Source organism: Mycobacterium sp. (assembly GCF_052144515.1).
Classification (GTDB): domain Bacteria; phylum Actinomycetota; class Actinomycetes; order Mycobacteriales; family Mycobacteriaceae; genus Mycobacterium.
The window spans coordinates 1-20,188 of record NZ_JBKQQD010000423.1 but is presented as its reverse complement, the minus strand read 5'-3'; the positions used below and the strand labels follow the sequence as shown (position 1 = coordinate 20,188).

The window sequence follows — 20,188 nt, the reverse complement described above, 5'->3', positions numbered from 1 at the left end:
GCCGCTCCGGGACAGCACCTAATTATTTGAAATTGGTGTGGGAATCCCACAGCGTCGCCCTCGCAACCCCCAGCCCGGGCTAGCCCGGGTGTCGACGCAGGACCCATCGTATGACCCGTCAAGCTTAACGGCCCCACTTAAGCGGGACGTGAGAAAGGAATAATTTAGGTCACCTATTGTCAGTTTGGCGGCATTGAGCAGGTGTTTTGCGCGCCGACTGGCCTGCGAACCAAATTGTTGACTTATACCCCATAGGGGTATAATTTGGCGGAGCGGGCGCACCGATGGCGACCAGGCGTGATAATCGCCGAGAAATGCGCGCGACAGAATGCGCCACAGAAGTGGAGGACGGCGTTGGACAGGATGCTGGCGGCGGTCGGCCATGCTTTGGCGCTGGCGGGGTCAATGACATGGGAAATCCTATGGGCGTTGATTCTGGGTTTCGCGCTTTCGGCGGTGGTGCAGGCCGTGGTGCGTCGCTCCACCATCGTTGCCCTGATGGGCGACGACCGGCCGCGAACCCTGGCCGTTGCCGCCGGCCTGGGAGCGGCATCGTCGTCATGCTCATATGCCGCGGTGGCCTTGGCCCGAGCCCTGTTCCGCAAGGGCGCCAACTTCACCGCCGCCATGGCATTCGAGATCGGTTCTACCAATCTGGTAGTCGAGTTGGGCATCATCCTGGCTCTGCTGATGGGCTGGCAGTTCACCGCCGCGGAATTCGTCGGCGGCCCACTGATGATCGTGGCACTGGCCGTCTTGTTCCGGCTGTTCGTGCGTTCCCGGCTCGTCGACGCCGCCCGTGAGCAGGCCGAGCGGGGAATCGCGGGCTCGATGGAAGGCCACGCCGCCATGGACATGTCCATCAAAGGGGAAGGCTCGTTTTGGCGGCGGCTCTTTTCCCCGCAGGGCTTTACTTCGGTCTCGCATGTGTTCGTCATGGAGTGGTTGGCGATCCTGCGCGACCTCGTTCTGGGCTTGTTGATCGCTGGTGCGCTCGCGGCATGGGTGCCCCAAACATTTTGGCAGAGCTTCTTTTTGGCTGATCGTCCGGGCTGGGCGGTAGTGTGGGGGCCGATCTTGGGACCTATCGTGGCGATCGTGTCCTTCGTCTGCTCAATCGGCAATGTGCCAATGGCCGCAGTGCTGTGGAACGGGGGCATCAGCTTCGGCGGCGTCATCGCGTTCATCTACGCCGACCTGTTGATCATTCCGATCCTGAACATCTACCGGAAGTACTACGGCACTCGAATGATGCTGACCCTGCTCGGCACCTTCTACGTCGCGATGGTCGCCGCCGGATACCTCGTCGAACTCATTTTTGGCACAGCGAATCTCGTCCCTACCCAGCGAAATGCGACGGTCATGCAGGCGAGCATCTCGTGGAACTACACCACCTGGCTCAACATCGTCTTCCTCGTCATCGCGGCAGTACTGGTAATCCGGTTCATCACTTCGGGGGGACTCCCGATGGTCCGCATGATGGGTGGCTCCCCCGACGCTGAGCACGGCCAACACGATCACAGCGAGCATCACTAGTTACACGGCGAAGCGGCGCGCAATGACCGGCCGACCCCCGCAAGCGGTCAGTACGTGGGCGGAGTCCACTTCGAATATCTTGGCGGGCAGATTGCTTCCGGGCTCTCGATGATCAGCTACCTGCGATCGGGCGAATACCGCAACCGGTACTTCGCCGCTGTGACGGCATCGTGACTCAGTTCAGCCGGATCGTGCTCATCGACACCCCGGGTGCCGGCAGACGTGCCAGCAACGCATCGCCCATCGCCGCCGCGGGGGTGAGTACTCCCCGCAGGTCGGTGAGCCGATCGCGATCGAGCGCCAGCGCGAGACCACTCTCACCGAGCAGGATCCCGGACGCGTTGTAGGCGTCACGCTGCTGCGCGAAAGTCGCCATGTAACGGACACCGGACGTCGTGGTGGTGTACGTCTCGACCGTATAGTGGCCGCGCTCCCGCATCGCCTCACTCGGACCGGTGCCTGGCTTTGCGATGGGGTTTAACCATCGCTGCGGCAATCGCCTGAAGTGCCGAGTGCCCAAAGCCCAGTAACTCGCCATCGCGCCGGTGACAGCCGCGGACGCGACCGGTGCTGCGAAGGACCTTCCCAGACTCATTGTCTCTGAGTAGCGGAACCGCCTGCCATAGGGCCAGCCCTGTAATGCGTTGCTGCGCCGCACAATTCGGGTGTTATGGGCCCCCACAACAAACCGCCCGTCCAGAAGCCAGCAAGTTCGGGCGCGATCCGACTGCCTCGACGCCACGCGAACTCCGGCTGCGGACCGAGATCGGGTTCGGCATTTCGGTCGGTGGTCAGCGTGTACGGGTCGTTCATGAGGCGACGTGCTTCCGGGTCACTGGATGCAGCGCGCATCGTTTCGAATTCCGAGGCAACGGTGCCCCCCGAGCCCCCACCCTGGAAGAAGGAGCGAAACACAAAGGTTGTGTCGCAAAGTTCACCGGCGCCGTCGCGGGTCGTTTGGCGGTACAGCTGATGCACATTCAAATCCGAAGGGATCGAAGCGAATCCGCACGAGAATACGATCCGGGCACCGGTGTCGACGGCCTGCTGGTGGTAGAGGTCGATGCTGGCTCGGACGAACATCACCTCACCGGTCAGATCAGCGTAGTCCGTTCCGGCCTTGGCGCAGGCCGCCACCACCGGCAACCCGTACCTGGTGTAGGGACCGACAGTCGTCACGACCACCTGGGTGCGGGCCGCCATCGCGTCCAGCGTCGACGGCTCCGACACGTCGGCCACGATCAGCGGCCAATCCTGTCCGACCGGGCCGAGGGTGCCCCGCACCGCCCGTAGCCGTTCGCGTGAGCGACCGGCCAACCCGATGCGGGCCTTTCCCGCCACGCATGCGAGGTAACTGGCCGTCAACTTGCCGGAGAAACCCGTGACGCCGTAGAGGACGATGTCGAAGTCGCGCTCCGCTGGGCTCACCGCTTCATCTCCTACCCGTCAACACCGCCCATTTTCTGTGTCGAGCCAATAGCCTACGAGTTGTCCCCGTAGGCACATGCGGCTGATACCAGGCGCTCTGCGGCTCGTCACTACCGGGGAGACGCCGATGGTTCACGCGATGGGCGGTATCGTGGCGCGCGGAAATTTGAAATTCCGCGATCCTCGTCGTGGGACCTACCGGCAAAGAAAGCCATGATCAATGGTGCCAACACCGACTGAGCGTGAAAACTACCCGCAGCCGCCTGCCGGTCCGCCGCTGCCTGCCGATATCGGCCGGCTGCTGCTTCGCTGCCACGATCGCCCGGGGCTGATCGCCGCGGTGAGCACGTTCTTGACTCAGGCCGGCGCCAACATCATTTCCCTGGACCAGCACTCCACCGCGCCGGAGGATGGGACATTTCTGCAGCGCGCGATCTTTCACCTGCCCGGGCTGACCGCCGCCATCGACGGGCTGGAGCGCGAGTTCGCCAGCACCCTGGCCGGCAAGTTCGCCATCGACTACCGCTTCGCCGAGGCCGACAAGCCCAAGCGGGTCGCCATCATGGCGTCCAAGGAAGACCACTGCTTGCTAGATCTGTTGTGGCGCAACCGTCGCGGCGAACTGCAAATGTCGGTTGCCATGGTGATCGGCAACCACCCCGATCTGGCCGAGCGGGTTCGGCCCTTCGGCGTGCCGTTCATCCACATCCCCGCCACCCGCGACACCCGCGCCGAGGCCGAACAGCGTCAGCTCCAGTTGCTCACGGGCAATGTCGATTTGGTCGTGCTGGCCCGTTACATGCAGATACTCACTCCGACGTTTCTCGACGGAGTCGGCTGCCCGGTGATCAACATCCATCATTCGTTTCTGCCGGCATTCGTCGGCGCATCCCCCTACAAGCGCGCACGGGAACGCGGCGTCAAGCTGGTCGGCGCAACCGCCCACTACGCAACCGAAGTGCTCGACGAGGGGCCGATCATCGAACAGGACGTCGTCCGTGTCGATCACACGCACACCGTCGACGACTTGATTCGCGTCGGCGCGGACGTCGAACGGGCGGTGCTCTCCCGCGCGGTGCTCTGGCACTGCCAGGACCGAGTTATCGTGCACGACAACCAGACCATCGTGTTCTGACGCGGTTCCAGGGTCGCGCCTGACGAAACCACTTGCGCCACTTTAGTTTCAGTTCAGGGGTCATCGTATTCGAACATGCGTTTGAGTAGTCGTGAGGAGATCGTCGAGGTCCTCGACGCGCTGGACGCTGCCGTGGACGGCGCGTGTGAGCTGTCGTTCGATGCCTTGACGACTCCGGAGCGGTTGCGGCTCCTGCAACGCCTGGAACAGGTGGCGCGGCGGCTGACCGTGCCCAGCCATGCCTTGATCAATCAGCTCGCCGAGCAGTCCGACGAACCGAGTTCGGTGGCAGGCTGGCCAGGGCATTGGCCGACCTACTGCACATCACCCGCGGGAGGCAACTCGGCGGGTGGCCGAAGCCGCCGCACCTTGGTGAGCGGCGGGCGCTGACCGGGGAGCCGCTGGCGCCGCTGATGACTGCCACGGCCAAAGCCCAACGGGCGGGCTGCGTCGGCGCCTCCCACGTGCAGGTGATCCGCACTTTTCTGCACCGGCTGCCCGGCTGCGTGGACATTGAGACCCGCGAGAAAGCCGAAGCCCACGTGGCCGGGCTGGCCACCGGGTTTCGGCCCGACCAGCTGGCCAAGCTGGCCGATAGATTGACCGACTGCCTCAACCCCGACGGAGAATTCGCTGATGAGGATCGGGCACGCCGGCGTGGGCTGACCATGACCAAGCAGGATCTCGACGGGATGTCCCGGCTTTGCGGCTGGATCACCCCGGAGCTGCGAGCCACTCTGGAAGCCATCTGGGTTAAGCTGGTCGCCCCGGGCATGTGCACAACCCCGACGACCAAACCCCTGTCATCGACACCGCGGCCGGCCAGGACGCGGTTCGCCGTGATGCCCGCAGCAACGCCCAACGCAACCATGACGGGCTCAACACCGCCCTGCGCTCGGCGCTGGCCAGCGGAGAACGCGGTCAGCACAACGGGTTACCGGCCACCATCATCGTGGCCACCACTCTCAAGGACCTGGAATCGGCTGCCGGTAAAGCCTTGACCGGCGGCGGCACGCTGCTGCCCATGTCGGATGTGATCCGCGTGACCCACCACGCCCACCATTACCTGGCGATCTTCGACAAGGGCAAGGCCATCGGGCTCTACCACACCAGGCGGCTGGCCTCACCGGGACAACGGATAGTCTTTACGTCAAGGACCATGGCTGCACCCGCCCCGGCTGCGACCTTCCCGGGTACAAATGCGAAGTCCACCACATCGACGAGTGGGCCAACTGCGGGACCACCGACGTCATCAAGCTGACCTTCGCCTGCGGCCAAGACCACTCACTAGTGCAACCCGGCGGCTGGACCACCCGAAAACGCAACGACGGCTACACCGAATGGATACCACCCCCGCCCCCGGACCACGGACAACCCCGCACCAACAGCTACCACCACCCAGAGGAGCTTTTGTGCGAGGACGAAGACGAGCCTTAGCGCTCAGCGGCCAGTAGCGCCGCGACGGCCGACGGATCCTTGTAGTACACGTCGAGTTCCACGATCAATCCTTCGCGAACCGTATAAATCTCGACCAAACTCATCTCGACGCTCCTACCGGAAGCTCGCGAGGTGAATTTCAGCCGGCCCCGTATCGCAACGGTGTCTTCCGCCAGCAGATACTGGACTGCCTCGCCCGGCGTAAGCTCCATGACTTGGTTCATCTTCCCGAAAAGCTCGAAAAAGCCCTCAGAGCCACGGTATTCGCCGCTGTACGGTAGGCCGCCCGCTTCGTACACCACGAAGTCGTGATCCAGTAGAGCGCGGGCGTCGTCGAACCGTTCCGCCACGATCGCTTGCGTGAACCTGCCGACCGTGGCTAGCGGGTATTCAATCGTCGCCGCCATTGTTCCGTCTCAAACGCCGCCGCCGGAAAGCTTCTCGCGCAAACGGCGATTCACCGGCTCGGGCAGTAGCTCCGACACGTCACCGCCCAGCATCGCGACCTCTTTGGCCAGCGACGACGACACGAACGAATACTTCGACGTCGTCGCGACAAAGAAGGTGTCGACGCCGGCGATGTGCTTGTTCATCTGCGCCATCTGCAGTTCGTATTCGAAGTCGGTGCCGGTGCGCAGGCCCTTCACGATGGCGGTCATGCCGCGGGCTCTGACGAAGTCGACCACCAGGCCTTGTCCGGCCTCGACCCGCAGGTTAGGCAGGTGTGCCGTCGACTCCTCGATCATCGCGATCCGCTCGTCGAGGTCGAACATGCCCTTCTTGGCGGGGTTGACCAGGATCGCGACCACCACCTCGTCGAACTGCGCCGCGGCGCGTTCGAAGACGTCGACGTGGCCCAATGTCACCGGGTCAAATGATCCCGGGCATACCGCGCCGCTCATGGGTGACGAGGCTACACCGGCAGTTCAGGCCCGTTCGGCAAGCTCCAGACGGGTGTCGCCGTACACGCGCAGCTGCCACGGCTCCCAGCCAACCGGCCAGGTCAGCGCCGCGCCGGCTGCCGCACGCTCCACCACCGCGACGGTTCCTTCGTGCGTCCACCCGCAACCCGTCAAAGCGGCCAGCATGGACTCGATCTCACCGTTCTCGATGTCGTAGGGCGGGTCCGCCAACACCAGATCCACCGCAGACGGCGACCGGGCGGCCAGGACGGCCGCCACCGCGCCCCGGCGCAGCGTTGCCCCGGCCAGACCCAGCGATTCGATGTTGCGGGCGATGATGGCCGCGCTGCGCTGGTCGGACTCGACGAACAGCACAGATGCGGCCCCTCGGGACAGCGCCTCCAGTCCCAGAGCGCCCGAGCCCGCGTAGAGGTCTAGCACCGCCAAGCCGGTCAGGTCGCGTCGCGCGGTCACGATGTTGAAGAGCGACTCGCGCACCCGATCGGTGGTGGGTCTGGTCCCCCGCGCCGGGACCGCGATGCGCCGGCCGCCGGCGACGCCGCCGATGATCCTGGTCACCTGCGCCGCTCCTCCTCATCGCTTCGCTCTGCATCGTCGCCGGCGCGGTCAGCTGAGTACCACCAGCAGGTCTCCGCCCTCGACCTGTACGGTGTCCGACACCGCGACCCGCTCCACCGCACCGTCTTTGGGGGCGGTGATCGGCGCTTCCATCTTCATTGCCTCGATGGTGGCGATGGTCTCGCCCGCGCTCACCTGGTCGCCGACGGAGACTCCCACGGTGACGACTCCGGCGAACGGCGCGGCGATGTGTCCGGGGTTGCCGCGGTCGGCCTTCTCCGCCGCCGGGACCTCGCTGGCGATGCTGCGGTCACGCAACAGCACCGGCCGCAGCTGGCCGTTCATAATGCACATCACCGTTCGCATGCCACGCTCGTCGGGTTCGGAGATGGCCTCCAGCCCGATCAGCAGCTCGACCCCGCGCTCGAGTTGCACCCGGTGTTCTTCGCCCTGCCGCAGTCCGTAGAAGAACTGATTGGCCGACAATTGCGAGGTGTCGCCGTAGGTTTCCCGATGCTCTTCGAATTCCTTTGTCGGAGCTGGGAATAGCAGCCGATTCAGGGTGGCCTGGCGCTTGGGCCCGGCCAGCGACAGCAGGGCCTCGTCGTCGGGCGTCAGTTGCTGGGTGGGCCTGGCCGGTCCGCGACCGGCCAGCGCCGCGGTGCGCAGGGGTTCGGGCCATCCGCCGGCCGGGTCGCCCAGCTCACCAAGCAGGAACCCCAGCACCGATTCCGGGATGTCGAATCGCGCTGGATCGGAAGCGAATTCGTCTGCGCTCACCCCCGCGCCGACCAGCGCGAGCGCCAGATCGCCGACCACCTTCGACGACGGGGTGACTTTGATCAGCCTGCCCAGCACCCGGTCGGCGCCGGCGTAGGCCTCTTCGACCTCCTCGAATCTATCGCCCAGCCCCAGCGCGATCGCCTGCTGGCGCAGATTGGACAATTGCCCACCCGGAATCTCGTGGTGATAGACCCGACCCGTCGGCCCGGGTAGCCCAGATTCGAAGGGCCGATACACTTTTCGCATTGCCTCCCAATAGGGTTCGAGTTCGCACACCGCCGACAGCGAAAGCCCGGTGTCGTACTCAGTGTGGGCGGCGGCGGCGACGATCGAGCTCAGCGCGGGCTGGCTGGTGGTTCCCGCCATCGGCGCGGCGGCACCGTCGACGGCGTCGGCCCCGGCCTGCCAGGCGGCCACGTAGCTGGCCAACTGGCCGCCCGGTGTGTCGTGGGTGTGGACGTGCACGGGCAAATCGAAGCGGCTGCGCAGCGCGCCGACCAGTCGCGTCGCGGCCTGGGGCCGCAGCAGACCGGCCATATCCTTGATGGCCAGCACGTGTGCGCCGGCATCCACGATCTGCTCGGCCAGCTTCAGGTAGTAGTCCAGCGTGTACAGGTGCTCACCCGGGTCGGACAGGTCGCCGGTGTAGCACATCGCGACTTCGGCTATCGCTGCACCCGTTTCGCGTACGGCGTCGATGGCCGGGCGCATCGACTCGAGGTTGTTGAGTGCGTCGAAGATTCGGAAGATGTCGATGCCGGTCGCGGTGGCCTCGTCGATGAATGCGGATGTGACCAGCTCCGGATACGGCGTATAGCCGACAGTGTTGCGGCCCCGCAACAGCATCTGCAGGCAGATGTTGGGCATCGCCTCACGCAGCGTGGCCAGCCGCTCCCAGGGATCCTCCTTGAGGAAACGCAACGCCACGTCGTACGTCGCGCCGCCCCAGCACTCCACGGACAGCAGCTGTGGCACCGTGCGGGCCAGATATGGTGCCACGCCAGCCAATCCGCTGGTGCGCACCCGGGTGGCCAGCAGCGACTGATGGGCGTCGCGAAACGTGGTATCGGTGACGCCCACCGCCGGCGACTGCCGAAGCCAGCGCGCGAAACCCTCCGGCCCCAACTCGACCAGCCGTTGCTTGGACCCGGCCACCGGCGCGACGTCCAGATCGATCTCGGGCAGCTTGTCGTGGGGGTACACCGTTGACGGGTGCGTGCCGTGCGGGTTGTTGACCGTGACATCGGCCAGATAGTTGAGGATCTTGGTGCCGCGGTCGGCCGAGGCGCGCGCGGTCAGCAGCTGCGGGCGCTCGTCGATGAACGACGTGGTGATGCGGCCGGCCTGGAAGTCCGGATCGTCCAGAACAGCTTGCAGGAACGGGATATTCGTCGACACCCCACGGATTCGGAACTCCGCGATGCCGCGGCGCGCCCTGGCCACCGCCGTCGGGAAGTCACGGCCCCGGCAGGTCAGCTTGACGAGCATCGAGTCGAAGTGCGCGCCGATCTCCGCGCCGAGGTTGGTGCTGCCGTCCAGCCGGATGCCGGCGCCGCCCGGGGTGCGGTAGGCGCTGATCCGCCCGGTGTCGGGCCGGAAGTTGTTGGCCGGATCCTCGGTGGTGATTCGACATTGCAGGGCTGCGCCGTGCGGCCGGATCGCCGCTTGCCGCAGGCCCAGCTCGTCCAGCGTCCGCCCCGAGGCGATACGCAGCTGGCTGGAGACCAGATCGACATCGGTGATTTCCTCGGTTACGGTGTGCTCCACCTGAATCCGCGGGTTCATCTCGATGAAGACGTACTGGCCGTTCTCGTCGAGCAGGAATTCGACGGTGCCCGCGCAGCTGTAGCCGATGTGCCGGGCGAAAGCGACCGCGTCGGCGCAGATCTGGTCGCGCAGCTCGGGGGCCAGCGCAGGCGCGGGTGCCAGTTCGATGACCTTCTGGTGGCGGCGTTGCACGCTGCAGTCGCGCTCGTAGAGGTGGACCACGTTGCCTTTCGCGTCGGCCAGGATCTGCACCTCGATGTGGCGTGGCCGCAGCACCGCCTGTTCGAGGTAGACCGTGGGGTCGCCGAACGCCGACTCGGCTTCGCGGCTGGCGGCTTCGATCGCTTCGGGCAGGGCGGCGGCGTCGTTGACGCGGCGCATGCCACGGCCCCCGCCACCGGCAACGGCCTTGACGAACAACGGAAACCGCATACTCTCGGCGGCCGATACCAACTCGTCGACCGAGGCCGACGGCACCGACGACGTCAACACCGGCAGCCCGGCTTCGCGGGCGGCGGCGATCGCGCGGGCCTTATTTCCGGTCAGCTCAAGCACTTCGGCGCCGGGGCCGACGAACGTGATGCCCGCGGCCGCGCACGCGGCGGCCAGGTCCGGGTTCTCCGACAAGAACCCGTAGCCGGGGTAGACGGCGTCGGCGCCCGCCCGGCTGGCGGTGTCCACAATGTCGTCCACGGACAGGTAGGCCCGCACCGGGTGACCGACCTCGCCGATCTGATAGGACTCGTCGGCCTTGAGCCGATGCTGCGAATTGCGGTCCTCGTAGGCGTAGATGGCGACGGTTCCGATGCCGAGTTCATAGGCGGCGCGGAAGGCGCGTATCGCAATCTCACCGCGATTGGCAACCAGCACTTTGGAGATCACGGGCAGCCTCCTAACACCAATGGCTCACAAGAGCGTCGACCAATAATCCCAGAATCTCACCAAGATCATCAGAAGCACCGCGGTGAACCATAGTGTGACGATCGACCACCGCCATTGGTAGAGCATCCGTGCCAGCGCGCTGTCCCCACGGTCCAACACCGGGCGGAACACGATGGACACCGACACCACGAGCAGCGGGATGGTGACCGCCCAGACCACCATGCAGTAGGGGCACAGCGCCCCGATGCGGTACAGACTCTGGAAGATCAGCCAGTGCACGAACCCCGCACCGGTCAGGGTGCCGCAGGTCAAACCGATCCAATACCATTGGGGCAATGACACTTTCGCTACCACCAGCACACCGGTGACCACGACCACGGTGAAGCCCACCAGGCCGAGCAGCGGGTTGGGAAAGCCCAGCACCGATGCCTGCGGCGTGACCATCACCGAACCGCACGAAACGATCGGGTTGATATTGCACGTCGGCACGTAGTGGGGGTTGAGCAGCAGTTCGATCTTTTCCACCGTCAGAGTCGCCGAGGCGACCAAGCCGACCACGCCCGCGATCAACACCCACCATGCGCTGAGCACCGGTACCCGCACTTCGGAGTCGGGGGCCGGTGTCAAGCTCATGAGGCCGCGGGAGTGACAGGGTTATCAATGCCCGGGATGTCGCCCACGATCTGTTTGACGGCCGCGACCAGGGCGTCCGGTGTCGTCGGCTCGTAGTCGTTGCCGTTGATCTTGATCGTCGGGGTCGCGTTGATTTTGTCGGCCGCGGCCGCACCGGTGACCTTCGCGAGGTACTTCCCGCTGTTGATGCAGTCGGGGACCTTGCCCACCACGCCGGCTTCGCGCGCGAGTTCGATCAACTTCGCGTTGCCGGGGAAGCTGGAGCCGCGCTCGTCGGGCTGAATGCCCTTGCTGTACAACGCCGTATGGAAGCGGCGGTACGCATCGATGGATTCGTCGGCGACGCACAGCGACGCCGCCCCCGCCCGCGAGGAATAGTTCTGGTTCTGCGGGCTGTCGAGAATGGACACCATGGAGTAATCGGCCGCGATGGCACCGGTGTCGATGAGCTTGGACACCGTCGGCCCGTACGTCCGCTCGAAGCTGCCGCATGCCGGACACAGAAAGTCCTCGTAGAAGGACACCACGGCCTTGGGGTTGCTGGTGCCGGGCTGGGTAATCAGTTGGCCCGACGTCACCCGCACCGCGTCGCCCGCGCCAGTGCTGACGGCAGCCGGTTTCTTGTGATTCGAGGTCACGATGTAGAAGACGAGGGCGACCGCGAAAATCACGACCACCGCGGTGGCGGCGATCGGGACGAGTCGGCTGGAATTGCGGCCGGCGGACTTAAGGTCGATTCGCGGGGGGCGTTTGGGTTTGTCGGCCACAGGTTCGCTGATCCTCACGTATCTCGGCTGATCCCGACCGCGATCGGGATTTATCTGGGCAAGGCGCCTCTAGAGTACCGGCGGCGCCCGGCGACGATGCGGGCCGCGAGCGGCCCGAGGTGGGGGCACCTCCCGCTTGCGGGGGAGAGCCGGGCAATTCAGCGCGAGCTCAGGCCCGGCTGAGGTGAGCCCGCAAAGCCGAAATCAGCTCGGTGGTCGCGGTGGCACTGCCGCCCCCGAGCGGAAACAGATTGGCGAAGCCATGTGTCAGCGAACCCATGGCACGCAGGTCCACCGCAGTCCCGGCGTCCCGCAGCGCCGCGGCGTAGCTCTCGCCTTCGTCGCGTAACGGGTCGAAACCCGCGACCGCGATGAGCGCCGGAGCCAGCCCGGATAGCGATTCGGCCAGCGCCGGCGACAGCCGAGGATCCGTCTTGTCCAGACCGGACGCCCTCAGGTATTGCGACTCGAAAAAGTCCATGTCCCGTTTGGTCAGCAAAAACCCGCGGGCGAACAGGCCCAGGGACCGGGTCTGCGCACTGAAGTCGGTCCGCGGGTAGAGCAGCCACTGCAGGATCGGGGCAGGGCCACCCGCGTCGCGGGCCATCTGGCACACCACTGCCGCCAGGTTGCCGCCCGCGCTGTCCCCGCCGACCGCGACCCGTCCGGGGGTCGCGCCGAGTTCGGCGCCGTGTTCGTACGCCCACGCGAAGGCCGCATAGGCATCCTCGATCGCGGCGGGGGCCGGATGCTCGGGAGCCAGCCGGTAGTCGATCGACAACACGTGGATGCCGGCGTCGCGGCACGTCAACCGGCATAGCGCGTCATAGGTGTCCAGGTCGCCGAGCGTCCAGCCGCCGCCGTGGTAGAAGACCAGCAGGTCCGCCGCCTCGCCGCTGGCCGGACGGTAGTGGCGCGCCGGGATTTGACCGGCCGACCCGGGCAGCGCGATGTCGTTGACGGTGACGTGAACCTGCGGCCCCGGCATGCCCACGAGCATCTCGCGCAGCTGGGCACGCGACAGGGCCACGTCGTCGTCGATGACCAGACCGTCGATGCCGACGACATGCAGACCCGACAGCATCAGCTGCAGCGCGGGATCGAGCGTATTGCCGTCGATGATCACCGAACGTCCGCCCGACAGCACCCGCGCGGCGCCGGGCGGTACCCACGGAATGACCTTGACGCCGACGGCGGTGACCACGCCCTGTAAGCGACTCGTCAACCTGGTGGGCGCGCCCTTGGCGCCAAGAGCGAGAGCCGGCCCGCCTGGCGGACTCTTGGTCATGCGCTGCTCCCTCGAAAAAACTCCCCCGCGCGCCGCTTCCGGCCGCCCGCGACCAACTCTACGTGGTGACCAGGTTGCGGAATACCGACCAGTGCCCGCCGGCTGCGCGCGAAAAATGCGGCCAACACCCGCCCGGGTGTTCGTCACCTGGCATGTTCAACTCGGTACTATCGTGATTCCCAAGTTCCACGAACCTTTCCAGGCAGGTGAACCATAGTGACCGGCGAGTCGGGCGCCAACATTCCATCAATAGCTCTCAATGACGAGAACACCATGCCGGTGCTTGGCGTCGGTGTCGGGGAATTGTCCGACGACGAGGCCGAACGCGCGGTGTCGGCCGCACTGGAAATCGGCTGCCGGCTGATCGACACCGCCGCGGCCTACGGCAACGAAGCCGCCGTGGGACGGGCGATCGCGGCCTCCGGCATCCCCCGCGCCGAGCTGTTCGTCACCACCAAGCTGGCCACCGCGGACCAGGGTTTCGCCACTGCCCCGGGGGCGTGCACGGCCAGCCTGGAACGACTCGGCCTCGACTACGTCGACCTGTATCTGGTGCACTGGCCGGCTCCATCGGTGGGCAAGTACGTGGATGCCTGGGGCGGCCTGATCCAATCGCGCGGCGACGAGCATGCCCGTTCGATCGGCGTGGCCAACTTCACCGACGAGCATCTCGAGATGTGCATCGACCTCACCTTCGTCACGCCGGCGGTCAACCAGATCGAACTGCACCCGCTGCTCAACCAGGACGCGATGCGCAAAGCGAACGCCCAGCACAACGTCGTCACGCAGTCCTACACCCCGCTGGCCCTAGGCAGGCTCATGGACAACCCGACGGTGACCTCCGTCGCCGGCGAATACGGCAAGACGCCCGCGCAGATACTGCTGCGGTGGAACCTGCAACTGGGTAATGCCGTCGTCTTCCGTTCGGCCAAAGCCGAGCACATTGCCAGCAACTTGGACGTCTTCGATTTCGAGTTGGCCGCCGAGCACATGGATGCGATCAACGCGCTCAACGACGGCACCCGGGTGCGGCCGGACCCGCTGACCTACTCAGGCTCATAGGGCTCATAGGCCGCTGATCGTTTACCCCGTCGGGCAGGTGCCTGCGGCCTGGCGCAGTACGTTCGACGAATCCTGGTCCACCGGCAACGCGTAGCCGCGCAACACCGTGATGAACTGCATCGCGTACTGGCACGCGAACGCCTTGTTCGGTGGCATCCACTGCCCCGGCGGCAGATCGCCCTTGTCCTGATTGGCCTGGCCGTCGACGGCCAGCAGGTTGGCCGGATCGTTGGCGAAGCGCACCCGCTCGGGGTCCGGCCAACCGGAGGCCCCCATGTCCCAGGCGTAGGCAAGCGGGACGAGATGGTCGATCTGTACCGCTTCGCCGACCTTGGCGCCGCGCTGGAAAGCGATGGTGGCGTTGGTGTACGGGTCGTGCAGGGTACCGGTGGCCACGGCATCCGGGCACCGCTTGATCGACACATACGTCTTGTCGACGAGATCGCGGTTGAGGATGTCGTCGCGGGTATCACACCCGTTGTGCCCGAGCGGGGCGTCGTTGTCGTCGGTCCAGGCTTCGCCGAACGCCGACCTGTGGTAGTCGTAACGGTGCGTCCGCATCGGCACCACAGCGATTCCGGCGAGCATATCGGTACCGGGTGCAACCGTCGGGACGTCGGCGCGCGCGGCGACCTCGCCGGCGTGCCTGGCCGCCGACGATCCCAACGTCTGATAAGCGACCAGCAACGCGATCACCGCGACCGCCGACAACCACAGCAGTACTTTCCGGTTCATGATTTGTCCAAGTATTCGATGCGGTCAGAGTTGGTGAATCGTCCTGCCAGCGCGGCCAATCCGGGGTGCGGGCGGGCGTCCTGGTAGGCACGCGTGCAGAAATCCCGGGCGGCTTCGATGTACACCAGATGGTCGGCCAGCGACAGCAGCCGCAACGTGATCGCCTTGCCGGACTGGTTGCGGCCCAACACATCTCCTTCGCGACGCTCCTTGAGGTCCAGGTCGGCTAGCGCGAACCCGTCCATCGTCTCGGCGACCGCGGACAGTCTGCGGCCGGCCGCTGAGTCCGGCCCCACCCAGCTGGCCAGCAGGCACAGGCTCGGATGCTCGCCGCGACCGATGCGGCCGCGCAGCTGATGCAGCTGGCTGATGCCGAACCGGTCGGCATCCATCACCAGCATCACCGTGGCGTTGGGGACGTCGACGCCGACCTCAATGACGGTGGTGCACACCAGCACATCGATCTCGCCCGCGCGAAAACCCGCCATGACAGCGTCCTTCTCATCGGCAGACAACCGCCCGTGCATGAGGCCCAGCCGCAGGTTGGCCAGCTCGCCGGAACGCAGTCGGGCGTAGAGCCCTTCGGCGGTTTCAGAAGGTTTCGAGCCGTCTTTCTCGGGTTCTTCGCTCTCGTCGATCCGGGGCGCAACCACATACGCCTGCCGTCCGGCGGCGGCCTCCTCGATGATGCGCTGCCAGGCCCGGTCGAGCCACGCGGGCTTGTCCCTGATGAAAATCGTCCTGCTGGTTATCGGCTGGCGTCCGCGCGGAAGTTCGCGCAGCGTAAAGGTTTCCAGGTCGCCGTAGACCGTGAGCGCCACCGTGCGCGGTATCGGTGTGGCCGTCATCACCAGCAGGTGCGGGGTGATGCCCGCAGGGGCCTTGGCGCGCAATCGATCTCGCTGCTCCACACCGAACCGGTGTTGCTCGTCGACGACCACCATGCCCAGATTGTGGAATTCCACCGCATCCTGCAACAGCGCGTGGGTGCCGATGACGATGTCAACCTGGCCGGCGGCGATCTCGGCCCGCAGGTATTTCTTCTGCCCAGTCGTCATCGAGCCGCTGAGCAGCGCCACTCGTGCGGCGTTGTCGGTCCCGCCCAGCTGGCCTCCCAGGGCCATCGGGCCCAGAACATCGGAGATCGACCGCACATGTTGCGCGGCAAGCACTTCCGTGGGCGCCAGCAGCGCGCATTGGTAGCCCGCATCGACCATCTGCAGCATCGCCAGCACCGCGACGATCGTCTTGCCCGACCCGACCTCACCCTGCAACAGCCGGTTCAAGGGGCGGGTCGCCGCGAGTCCGTCGCTCAGTACGTCGAGCACCTCGCGCTGGCCCGCGGTCAGCTCGAACGGCAAGCGCCGCAACAGCTCTGCCGCCAGGCCGTCCGGCCGCGGCGGTGCCGGGGGCCCCGACTCGGACAGCTCGCCGTGCCGTCGCATCGACAGCGCCCACTGCAGGCCGACGGCTTCGTCGAACGTCAACCGCTCGCGGGCACGCCGGCGCAGCTGCTCGTCCTCGGCGAGATGGATGGCGCGCAGCGCTTCGTCTTCGGAGATCAGGTCATGCGCGGCGCGCAGTTCCGCCGGCAACGGATCTTCCACCGGATCGAGGACATCGAGCACCTGGCGCACGCAGGCGAAGATGTCCCAGCTCTGCACTTTGGTACTGGCCGGATAGATCGGAAAGAAGCGGCGCTCGAAATCCTCGATTGCAAGCTCGCCCCTGGTCGCCTGCGAGGCGACCGCGATGTTTTTCAGCGATCTGGTGCCGCGCTGCTTTCCATCCGGCGAGTCGAGGATGAGAAACGCCGGGTGCGTCAGCTGCATGGCGTTCTTATAGAACCCGACCTCTCCGGACAGCATCACCCGCGTGCCCTTGGTGAGGTCCTTGCTGATGTAGCGCGCGTTGAAGAACGTGGCGGTCACTGCGCTGCGCCCGGAGCCGACGGTGATGCGGAAGATCTTCTTCTTCGGATCTCTCCTCGTCGGGATCGTCGCCGCAGAAGTGATGGTGTCGACGATGGTGATGTGTTGACCGGCTTCCGGCTTCTCGGCCCCGCCTTCTTCGGCACTGCGTACCGAAGCGCCTTCGGTGTAGCTGCGGGGATAGTGGCGCAGCAGGTCGTCGACCGTCCGCATGCCGAACACCTCGTCGAGCTGATCGGCGGAGTTCGCGCCCAGGACGTAGTCCAGCCGATCGGTGAGTGCGGCCATGGCTACTCGACCCCGATCAGCAGCGCGTCACCGCGATGGCCGGTGCGGTAGATCATCAGCTCGGTTCCCGGATGGTTGTCGTGCACGTGGTCTTCCAGGATGTCGCCCACCGCGGTGGCATTAGCGTCCGCCTCATCTTCTTCCAGGCCGGCGCCTATCAGCACCGTGACCAGATCGCCGCCCGAGGCCAGCAGCAAATCGAGCAGGCCGATCGCCGCAGCGGCCGCGTCGGCGGCCACGATCAGGACCTCGTCGCCCGCGATGCCCAGGCCGTCACCGGGCTGACAGCGGCCGGCCCAGGTCAACGCGCTCTCGGTCGCGATGCGCACCGATCCGTGCCGCGCGGCGCCGGCGGCGCGGGCCATGGTGTAGCCGTCGTCGACGGCCTGCCGGTCCGGCTCGTGCACGGCCAGCGCGGCCAGCCCCTGCACCATCGATCCCGTCGGTATCGGTACCACGTCGATACCCCAGCCATTGGCCGCGGTGCACCCGGCCACCAGCTCCTCGGCGGGCACGTAGCCGTTGGGCAGCACCATGACCTGCGCGGCGCCGGTATCCACCACGGCCCGCACCAGCTGGTGGGCGCTGATGTCGGTGGCCGGATCGCCGGCGTCCGCATCGGGTTGCAGCACGCAGGCGCCCTCAGCGGCGAACAGCTCGGCGGCACCGGCGCCGTCGACGACGGCCAGCACCGCCCGTTCCCGCGTCCAGCCGCCCGCCGGCAGCCCGGTGGCGCCGGAGCTCAGGGCGGAGATCACGATCCGGCTGAGGCGCCCGGCCGCCAGTCCCGCTTCGACGGCGGCACCCGCGTCGTCGGTGTGTACATGTACCGAGTAGCCCCGGGTCGCCTGCGGCGCCGCGGCGATTGCCACCGATTCGCCCAACTCGCCGAGCCGCTCGCGCAGTGTGTCCGCCGCTTGGGCATCGCAGCCGTGCAGCAGGTACATCACCTCGAACTGCGGTGCCCGGCGTTCGGCGGCTCCGTCTTTCTGGTCGGCCGTCTCCGCGCGCGGCGACAGCTCGTACACGGTGCGGGCGGGCGCCTGACCGGTGACCGTCGAGCGCAGCGCGTCCAGCAGGACCAGCAGGCCCCGTCCGCCGGCGTCCACCGCGCCGGCGTCGGCGAGGACGTCCAGCTGCTCTGTGGTCTTTTCCAGCGCGACGACGGCGGCGTCGCCGGCGGCGATGGTCGCCTGGACCAGCCCCTCCTCGCCGTTGGCGCACTCCTCGACGGCACCGGCGGCGGCTCGCAGAACCGAGATGATCGTCCCCGGGATCTCCTCGCCGCCCATCGAGGTGATGACCAGCTCGACGCCGCGCCGCAGCGCGGCCCCGAGGAGGGAGACGTCGATATCGGACAGTTCACCACCGCGGTCGGCGGCCGCGGTCGCGGTAACGTCGGCGATGCCGCGCAGGATCTGGGACAGGATCACGCCGGAATTGCCGCGGGCGCCGTTGAGCGAACCGGCCGACAGGGCGGCCGCGGCCCGGGCGGCACACCCGGCGCGGGGGCCGCCCTCCGCTCCGGCCCCCGCATTCGCCTCGGCCAGGGCCGAACGCATGGTGAACAGCATGTTGGCGCCCGTGTCGGAATCGGCGACCGGAAAGACGTTGAGGCGGTTGATCTCGTCGATGTGAGTGATCAGGTCGCTGACGGCGGTGTGCGCCCAGTCGCGCAGGGCCGCGGCGTCCAGCAGACGATCCTTTCCCAGATTCTGCGTGCCCACTGTGACCCACCTCCTCCGCGCCGGACCCCCCGGTGGGCGCCAGCGTAGCTCGGCGACGCAACCGGCCGGCAAGGTCGGACCAGCCCATTGAGCCTAGCCAGCCGGGGCGACACTGCTCTTCGTGAGCGGCGCGCGGCTGTCAGGAATTTATGTCGGAGGGCGATGGCATGATCGTCGCATGTTCGATTCATGTTGGGCGTCGCGGCCGACTCAGCAGGTGGCGGGGTGGGTGGATCGGATCTGTGCGGGTGCGCGGGCCGAGAACCGGGCGGCCGCTGAGCAGTTGGTCGCGATCGGGCAGTTGTTCGCCCACCGGCTGTCTTTGTGCTCGTAGACCGAAGATTGGGCGATTGACACCGAGGCCGCGGTGGGCGCCGAGGTGGCCGCGGCGTTGCGGTCAGCCAAGCACTGGCGGGTAGCCGGTTGCGCTGTGCCCGCGCGATGCGCGAACGCCTCCCGCGGGTGGGCGAGGTCTTTGCGGCCGGAGATATCGATTACCGGATGTTTCAGACGATCGATCGTGTATCGCAGCGACCTGATCACCGACCCCCAGGTGCTGGAGCCACATGGGTCCGCCCCGAAAAAGTGTCACGCATGGCGGCACCGCCCAGGCAGACCCTCAGTCCTTAGGCCCATTTCAGTGGTGCCGAGGGCAACCGTTTGCCGGGGGAGCCCGCTGCCTTGGTCCCGGGTGTCAATGTATCGATTCCGGCGACTCATGTGGTTTGGGACAACAGCGTCTGCCACACCTATTGGCGGACCCCCTACGGGCGAGGCAATGTTGCGATGAGTGATGGCCCGGTGAGCAATTTCTGGGACGGACCTGATCCCCCGCCATACTTCGAACCGGTGTGCGCACCCTTTTTCCCCCAGCAACCCTGTCGGCCACCAACTGGCTGATCCGGTCTGTGTGAGGGGGGTCTAGCGGTCCACGTTTTCGCAAGAAGCTGGACACGATCATGACGACGGGGAAGCGGCACAGCCCGATGGGGGTTTCCGAGTTTTTTTGATTTGCTCTTTCGAATGTTCTTTACGCATTCGGTGCCATCATCTGCTCAGCGGCTTTCACCCAACCCAGTCCGCCACGTTTTCCACCGCTGTCGTTGCACCGATGGTCTCGTCGTTGCGATCCAACTCGGGTACTAGACGGTGTTGAAGAAATCGTGGGCTCGCCTCGGTGTTCATAGTCGTGGCAATGCTTCCGATCACGACCTCAAAGGCAGCAAAAACCAGTTACATAAGCGGTAGCGTCATCGGTTACTGGCTGGGCGGTCGACGGTATTTGCCACCCCAATTACTCGGCAACGC

General features: G+C 66.2%; 13 protein-coding genes and 3 pseudogenes. 5 read left to right on the top strand and 11 right to left on the bottom strand.

The window, feature by feature from the left end:
* Positions 1-363: 363 nt before the first annotated feature.
* On the top strand, positions 364-1,536 hold the full coding sequence (locus ACLP9N_RS28445; RefSeq protein ID WP_442410502.1) for a permease: 1,173 nt from the start codon (positions 364-366) through the stop codon (positions 1,534-1,536).
* Positions 1,537-1,711: 175 nt separating this feature from the next.
* On the opposite strand, the pseudogene ACLP9N_RS28440 reads toward ACLP9N_RS28445, so the two are convergent.
* Positions 1,712-2,964, bottom strand: a pseudogene (locus ACLP9N_RS28440) (saccharopine dehydrogenase family protein).
* A 223-nt stretch (positions 2,965-3,187) separates the two neighbouring features.
* On the opposite strand from ACLP9N_RS28440, the gene purU reads away from it, so the two are divergent.
* Together purU and ACLP9N_RS28430 are read left to right on the top strand one after the other, a co-directional pair.
* Positions 3,188-4,099: a formyltetrahydrofolate deformylase gene (gene purU, locus ACLP9N_RS28435; RefSeq protein ID WP_442410492.1), complete on the top strand. Its 912-nt coding sequence runs from the start codon at positions 3,188-3,190 to the stop codon at positions 4,097-4,099.
* Between the two features lie 75 nt (positions 4,100-4,174).
* A pseudogene (locus ACLP9N_RS28430) lies at positions 4,175-5,536 on the top strand (HNH endonuclease signature motif containing protein).
* Here the strand turns inward: ACLP9N_RS28430 and ACLP9N_RS28425 are convergent.
* The 7 genes from ACLP9N_RS28425 to ACLP9N_RS28395 all read right to left on the bottom strand — a co-directional run bounded on the left by ACLP9N_RS28425 (position 5,533) and on the right by ACLP9N_RS28395 (position 13,137).
* Positions 5,533-5,943, bottom strand: a complete 411-nt coding sequence (locus tag ACLP9N_RS28425) for a nuclear transport factor 2 family protein (protein WP_442410491.1) — start codon at positions 5,941-5,943, stop codon at positions 5,533-5,535. The pseudogene ACLP9N_RS28430 and the gene ACLP9N_RS28425 overlap by 4 nt on opposite strands.
* A 9-nt stretch (positions 5,944-5,952) precedes the next feature.
* On the bottom strand, positions 5,953-6,438 hold the full coding sequence (gene coaD, locus ACLP9N_RS28420) for a pantetheine-phosphate adenylyltransferase (RefSeq protein ID WP_442410490.1): 486 nt from the start codon (positions 6,436-6,438) through the stop codon (positions 5,953-5,955).
* 24 nt (positions 6,439-6,462) lie between these two features.
* Positions 6,463-7,017 (bottom strand): 16S rRNA (guanine(966)-N(2))-methyltransferase RsmD, encoded by a 555-nt coding sequence (gene rsmD / locus ACLP9N_RS28415; protein ID WP_442410489.1) that lies wholly within the window; start codon positions 7,015-7,017, stop codon positions 6,463-6,465.
* Between the two features lie 48 nt (positions 7,018-7,065).
* Complete coding sequence (locus tag ACLP9N_RS28410; protein WP_442410488.1) at positions 7,066-10,449, bottom strand: pyruvate carboxylase; 3,384 nt, start codon at positions 10,447-10,449, stop codon at positions 7,066-7,068.
* 24 nt (positions 10,450-10,473) lie between these two features.
* The gene (locus ACLP9N_RS28405; protein ID WP_442410487.1) at positions 10,474-11,082 is read right to left on the bottom strand and encodes a vitamin K epoxide reductase family protein; all 609 of its coding nucleotides are present in this window, start codon (positions 11,080-11,082) and stop codon (positions 10,474-10,476) included.
* Positions 11,079-11,849: a DsbA family protein gene (locus tag ACLP9N_RS28400; RefSeq protein ID WP_442410486.1), complete on the bottom strand. Its 771-nt coding sequence runs from the start codon at positions 11,847-11,849 to the stop codon at positions 11,079-11,081. The genes ACLP9N_RS28405 and ACLP9N_RS28400 overlap by 4 nt, the downstream gene beginning before the upstream one ends.
* Positions 11,850-12,018: 169 nt before the next feature.
* A complete protein-coding gene (locus tag ACLP9N_RS28395; protein WP_442410485.1) occupies positions 12,019-13,137 on the bottom strand; it encodes an alpha/beta hydrolase in 1,119 nt (372 codons plus the stop codon).
* Positions 13,138-13,353: 216 nt separating this feature from the next.
* Between ACLP9N_RS28395 and ACLP9N_RS28390 the strand changes: the two genes are divergently transcribed.
* Positions 13,354-14,199 (top strand): aldo/keto reductase, encoded by an 846-nt coding sequence (locus ACLP9N_RS28390; RefSeq protein WP_442410484.1) that lies wholly within the window; start codon positions 13,354-13,356, stop codon positions 14,197-14,199.
* A gap of 21 nt (positions 14,200-14,220) precedes the next feature.
* Here ACLP9N_RS28390 and ACLP9N_RS28385 read toward each other — a convergent pair whose 3' ends face one another.
* The 3 genes from ACLP9N_RS28385 to ACLP9N_RS28375 are packed head-to-tail and all read right to left on the bottom strand — an operon-like array spanning position 14,221 to position 18,847.
* The gene (locus ACLP9N_RS28385; RefSeq protein ID WP_442410483.1) at positions 14,221-14,934 is read right to left on the bottom strand and encodes an HNH endonuclease family protein; all 714 of its coding nucleotides are present in this window, start codon (positions 14,932-14,934) and stop codon (positions 14,221-14,223) included.
* Complete coding sequence (recG, locus tag ACLP9N_RS28380) at positions 14,931-17,153, bottom strand: ATP-dependent DNA helicase RecG (protein WP_442410482.1); 2,223 nt, start codon at positions 17,151-17,153, stop codon at positions 14,931-14,933. Before recG ends, ACLP9N_RS28385 begins: the two co-directional genes overlap by 4 nt.
* Positions 17,154-17,155: 2 nt before the next feature.
* Positions 17,156-18,847 (bottom strand): DAK2 domain-containing protein, encoded by a 1,692-nt coding sequence (locus tag ACLP9N_RS28375; protein ID WP_442410501.1) that lies wholly within the window; start codon positions 18,845-18,847, stop codon positions 17,156-17,158.
* A 211-nt stretch (positions 18,848-19,058) separates the two neighbouring features.
* Here ACLP9N_RS28375 and ACLP9N_RS28370 point away from each other — a divergent pair.
* Positions 19,059-19,439: pseudogene (locus ACLP9N_RS28370) on the top strand (DUF222 domain-containing protein); the annotation flags it as partial.
* Positions 19,440-20,188: the final 749 nt, after the last annotated feature.

Bases quoted from the DNA above. Each gene is read 5' to 3' on its own strand.
- ACLP9N_RS28445 (WP_442410502.1), top strand. From the start codon at position 364: ATGCTGGCGGCGGTCGGCCATGCTTTGGCGCTGGCGGGGTCAATGACA.
- ACLP9N_RS28405 (WP_442410487.1), bottom strand. From the start codon at position 11,082: ATGAGCTTGACACCGGCCCCCGACTCCGAAGTGCGGGTACCGGTGCTC.
- ACLP9N_RS28425 (WP_442410491.1), bottom strand. From the start codon at position 5,943: ATGGCGGCGACGATTGAATACCCGCTAGCCACGGTCGGCAGGTTCACG.
- ACLP9N_RS28395 (WP_442410485.1), bottom strand. From the start codon at position 13,137: ATGACCAAGAGTCCGCCAGGCGGGCCGGCTCTCGCTCTTGGCGCCAAG.
- coaD (WP_442410490.1), bottom strand. From the start codon at position 6,438: ATGAGCGGCGCGGTATGCCCGGGATCATTTGACCCGGTGACATTGGGC.
- recG (WP_442410482.1), bottom strand. From the start codon at position 17,153: ATGGCCGCACTCACCGATCGGCTGGACTACGTCCTGGGCGCGAACTCC.
- ACLP9N_RS28385 (WP_442410483.1), bottom strand. From the start codon at position 14,934: ATGAACCGGAAAGTACTGCTGTGGTTGTCGGCGGTCGCGGTGATCGCG.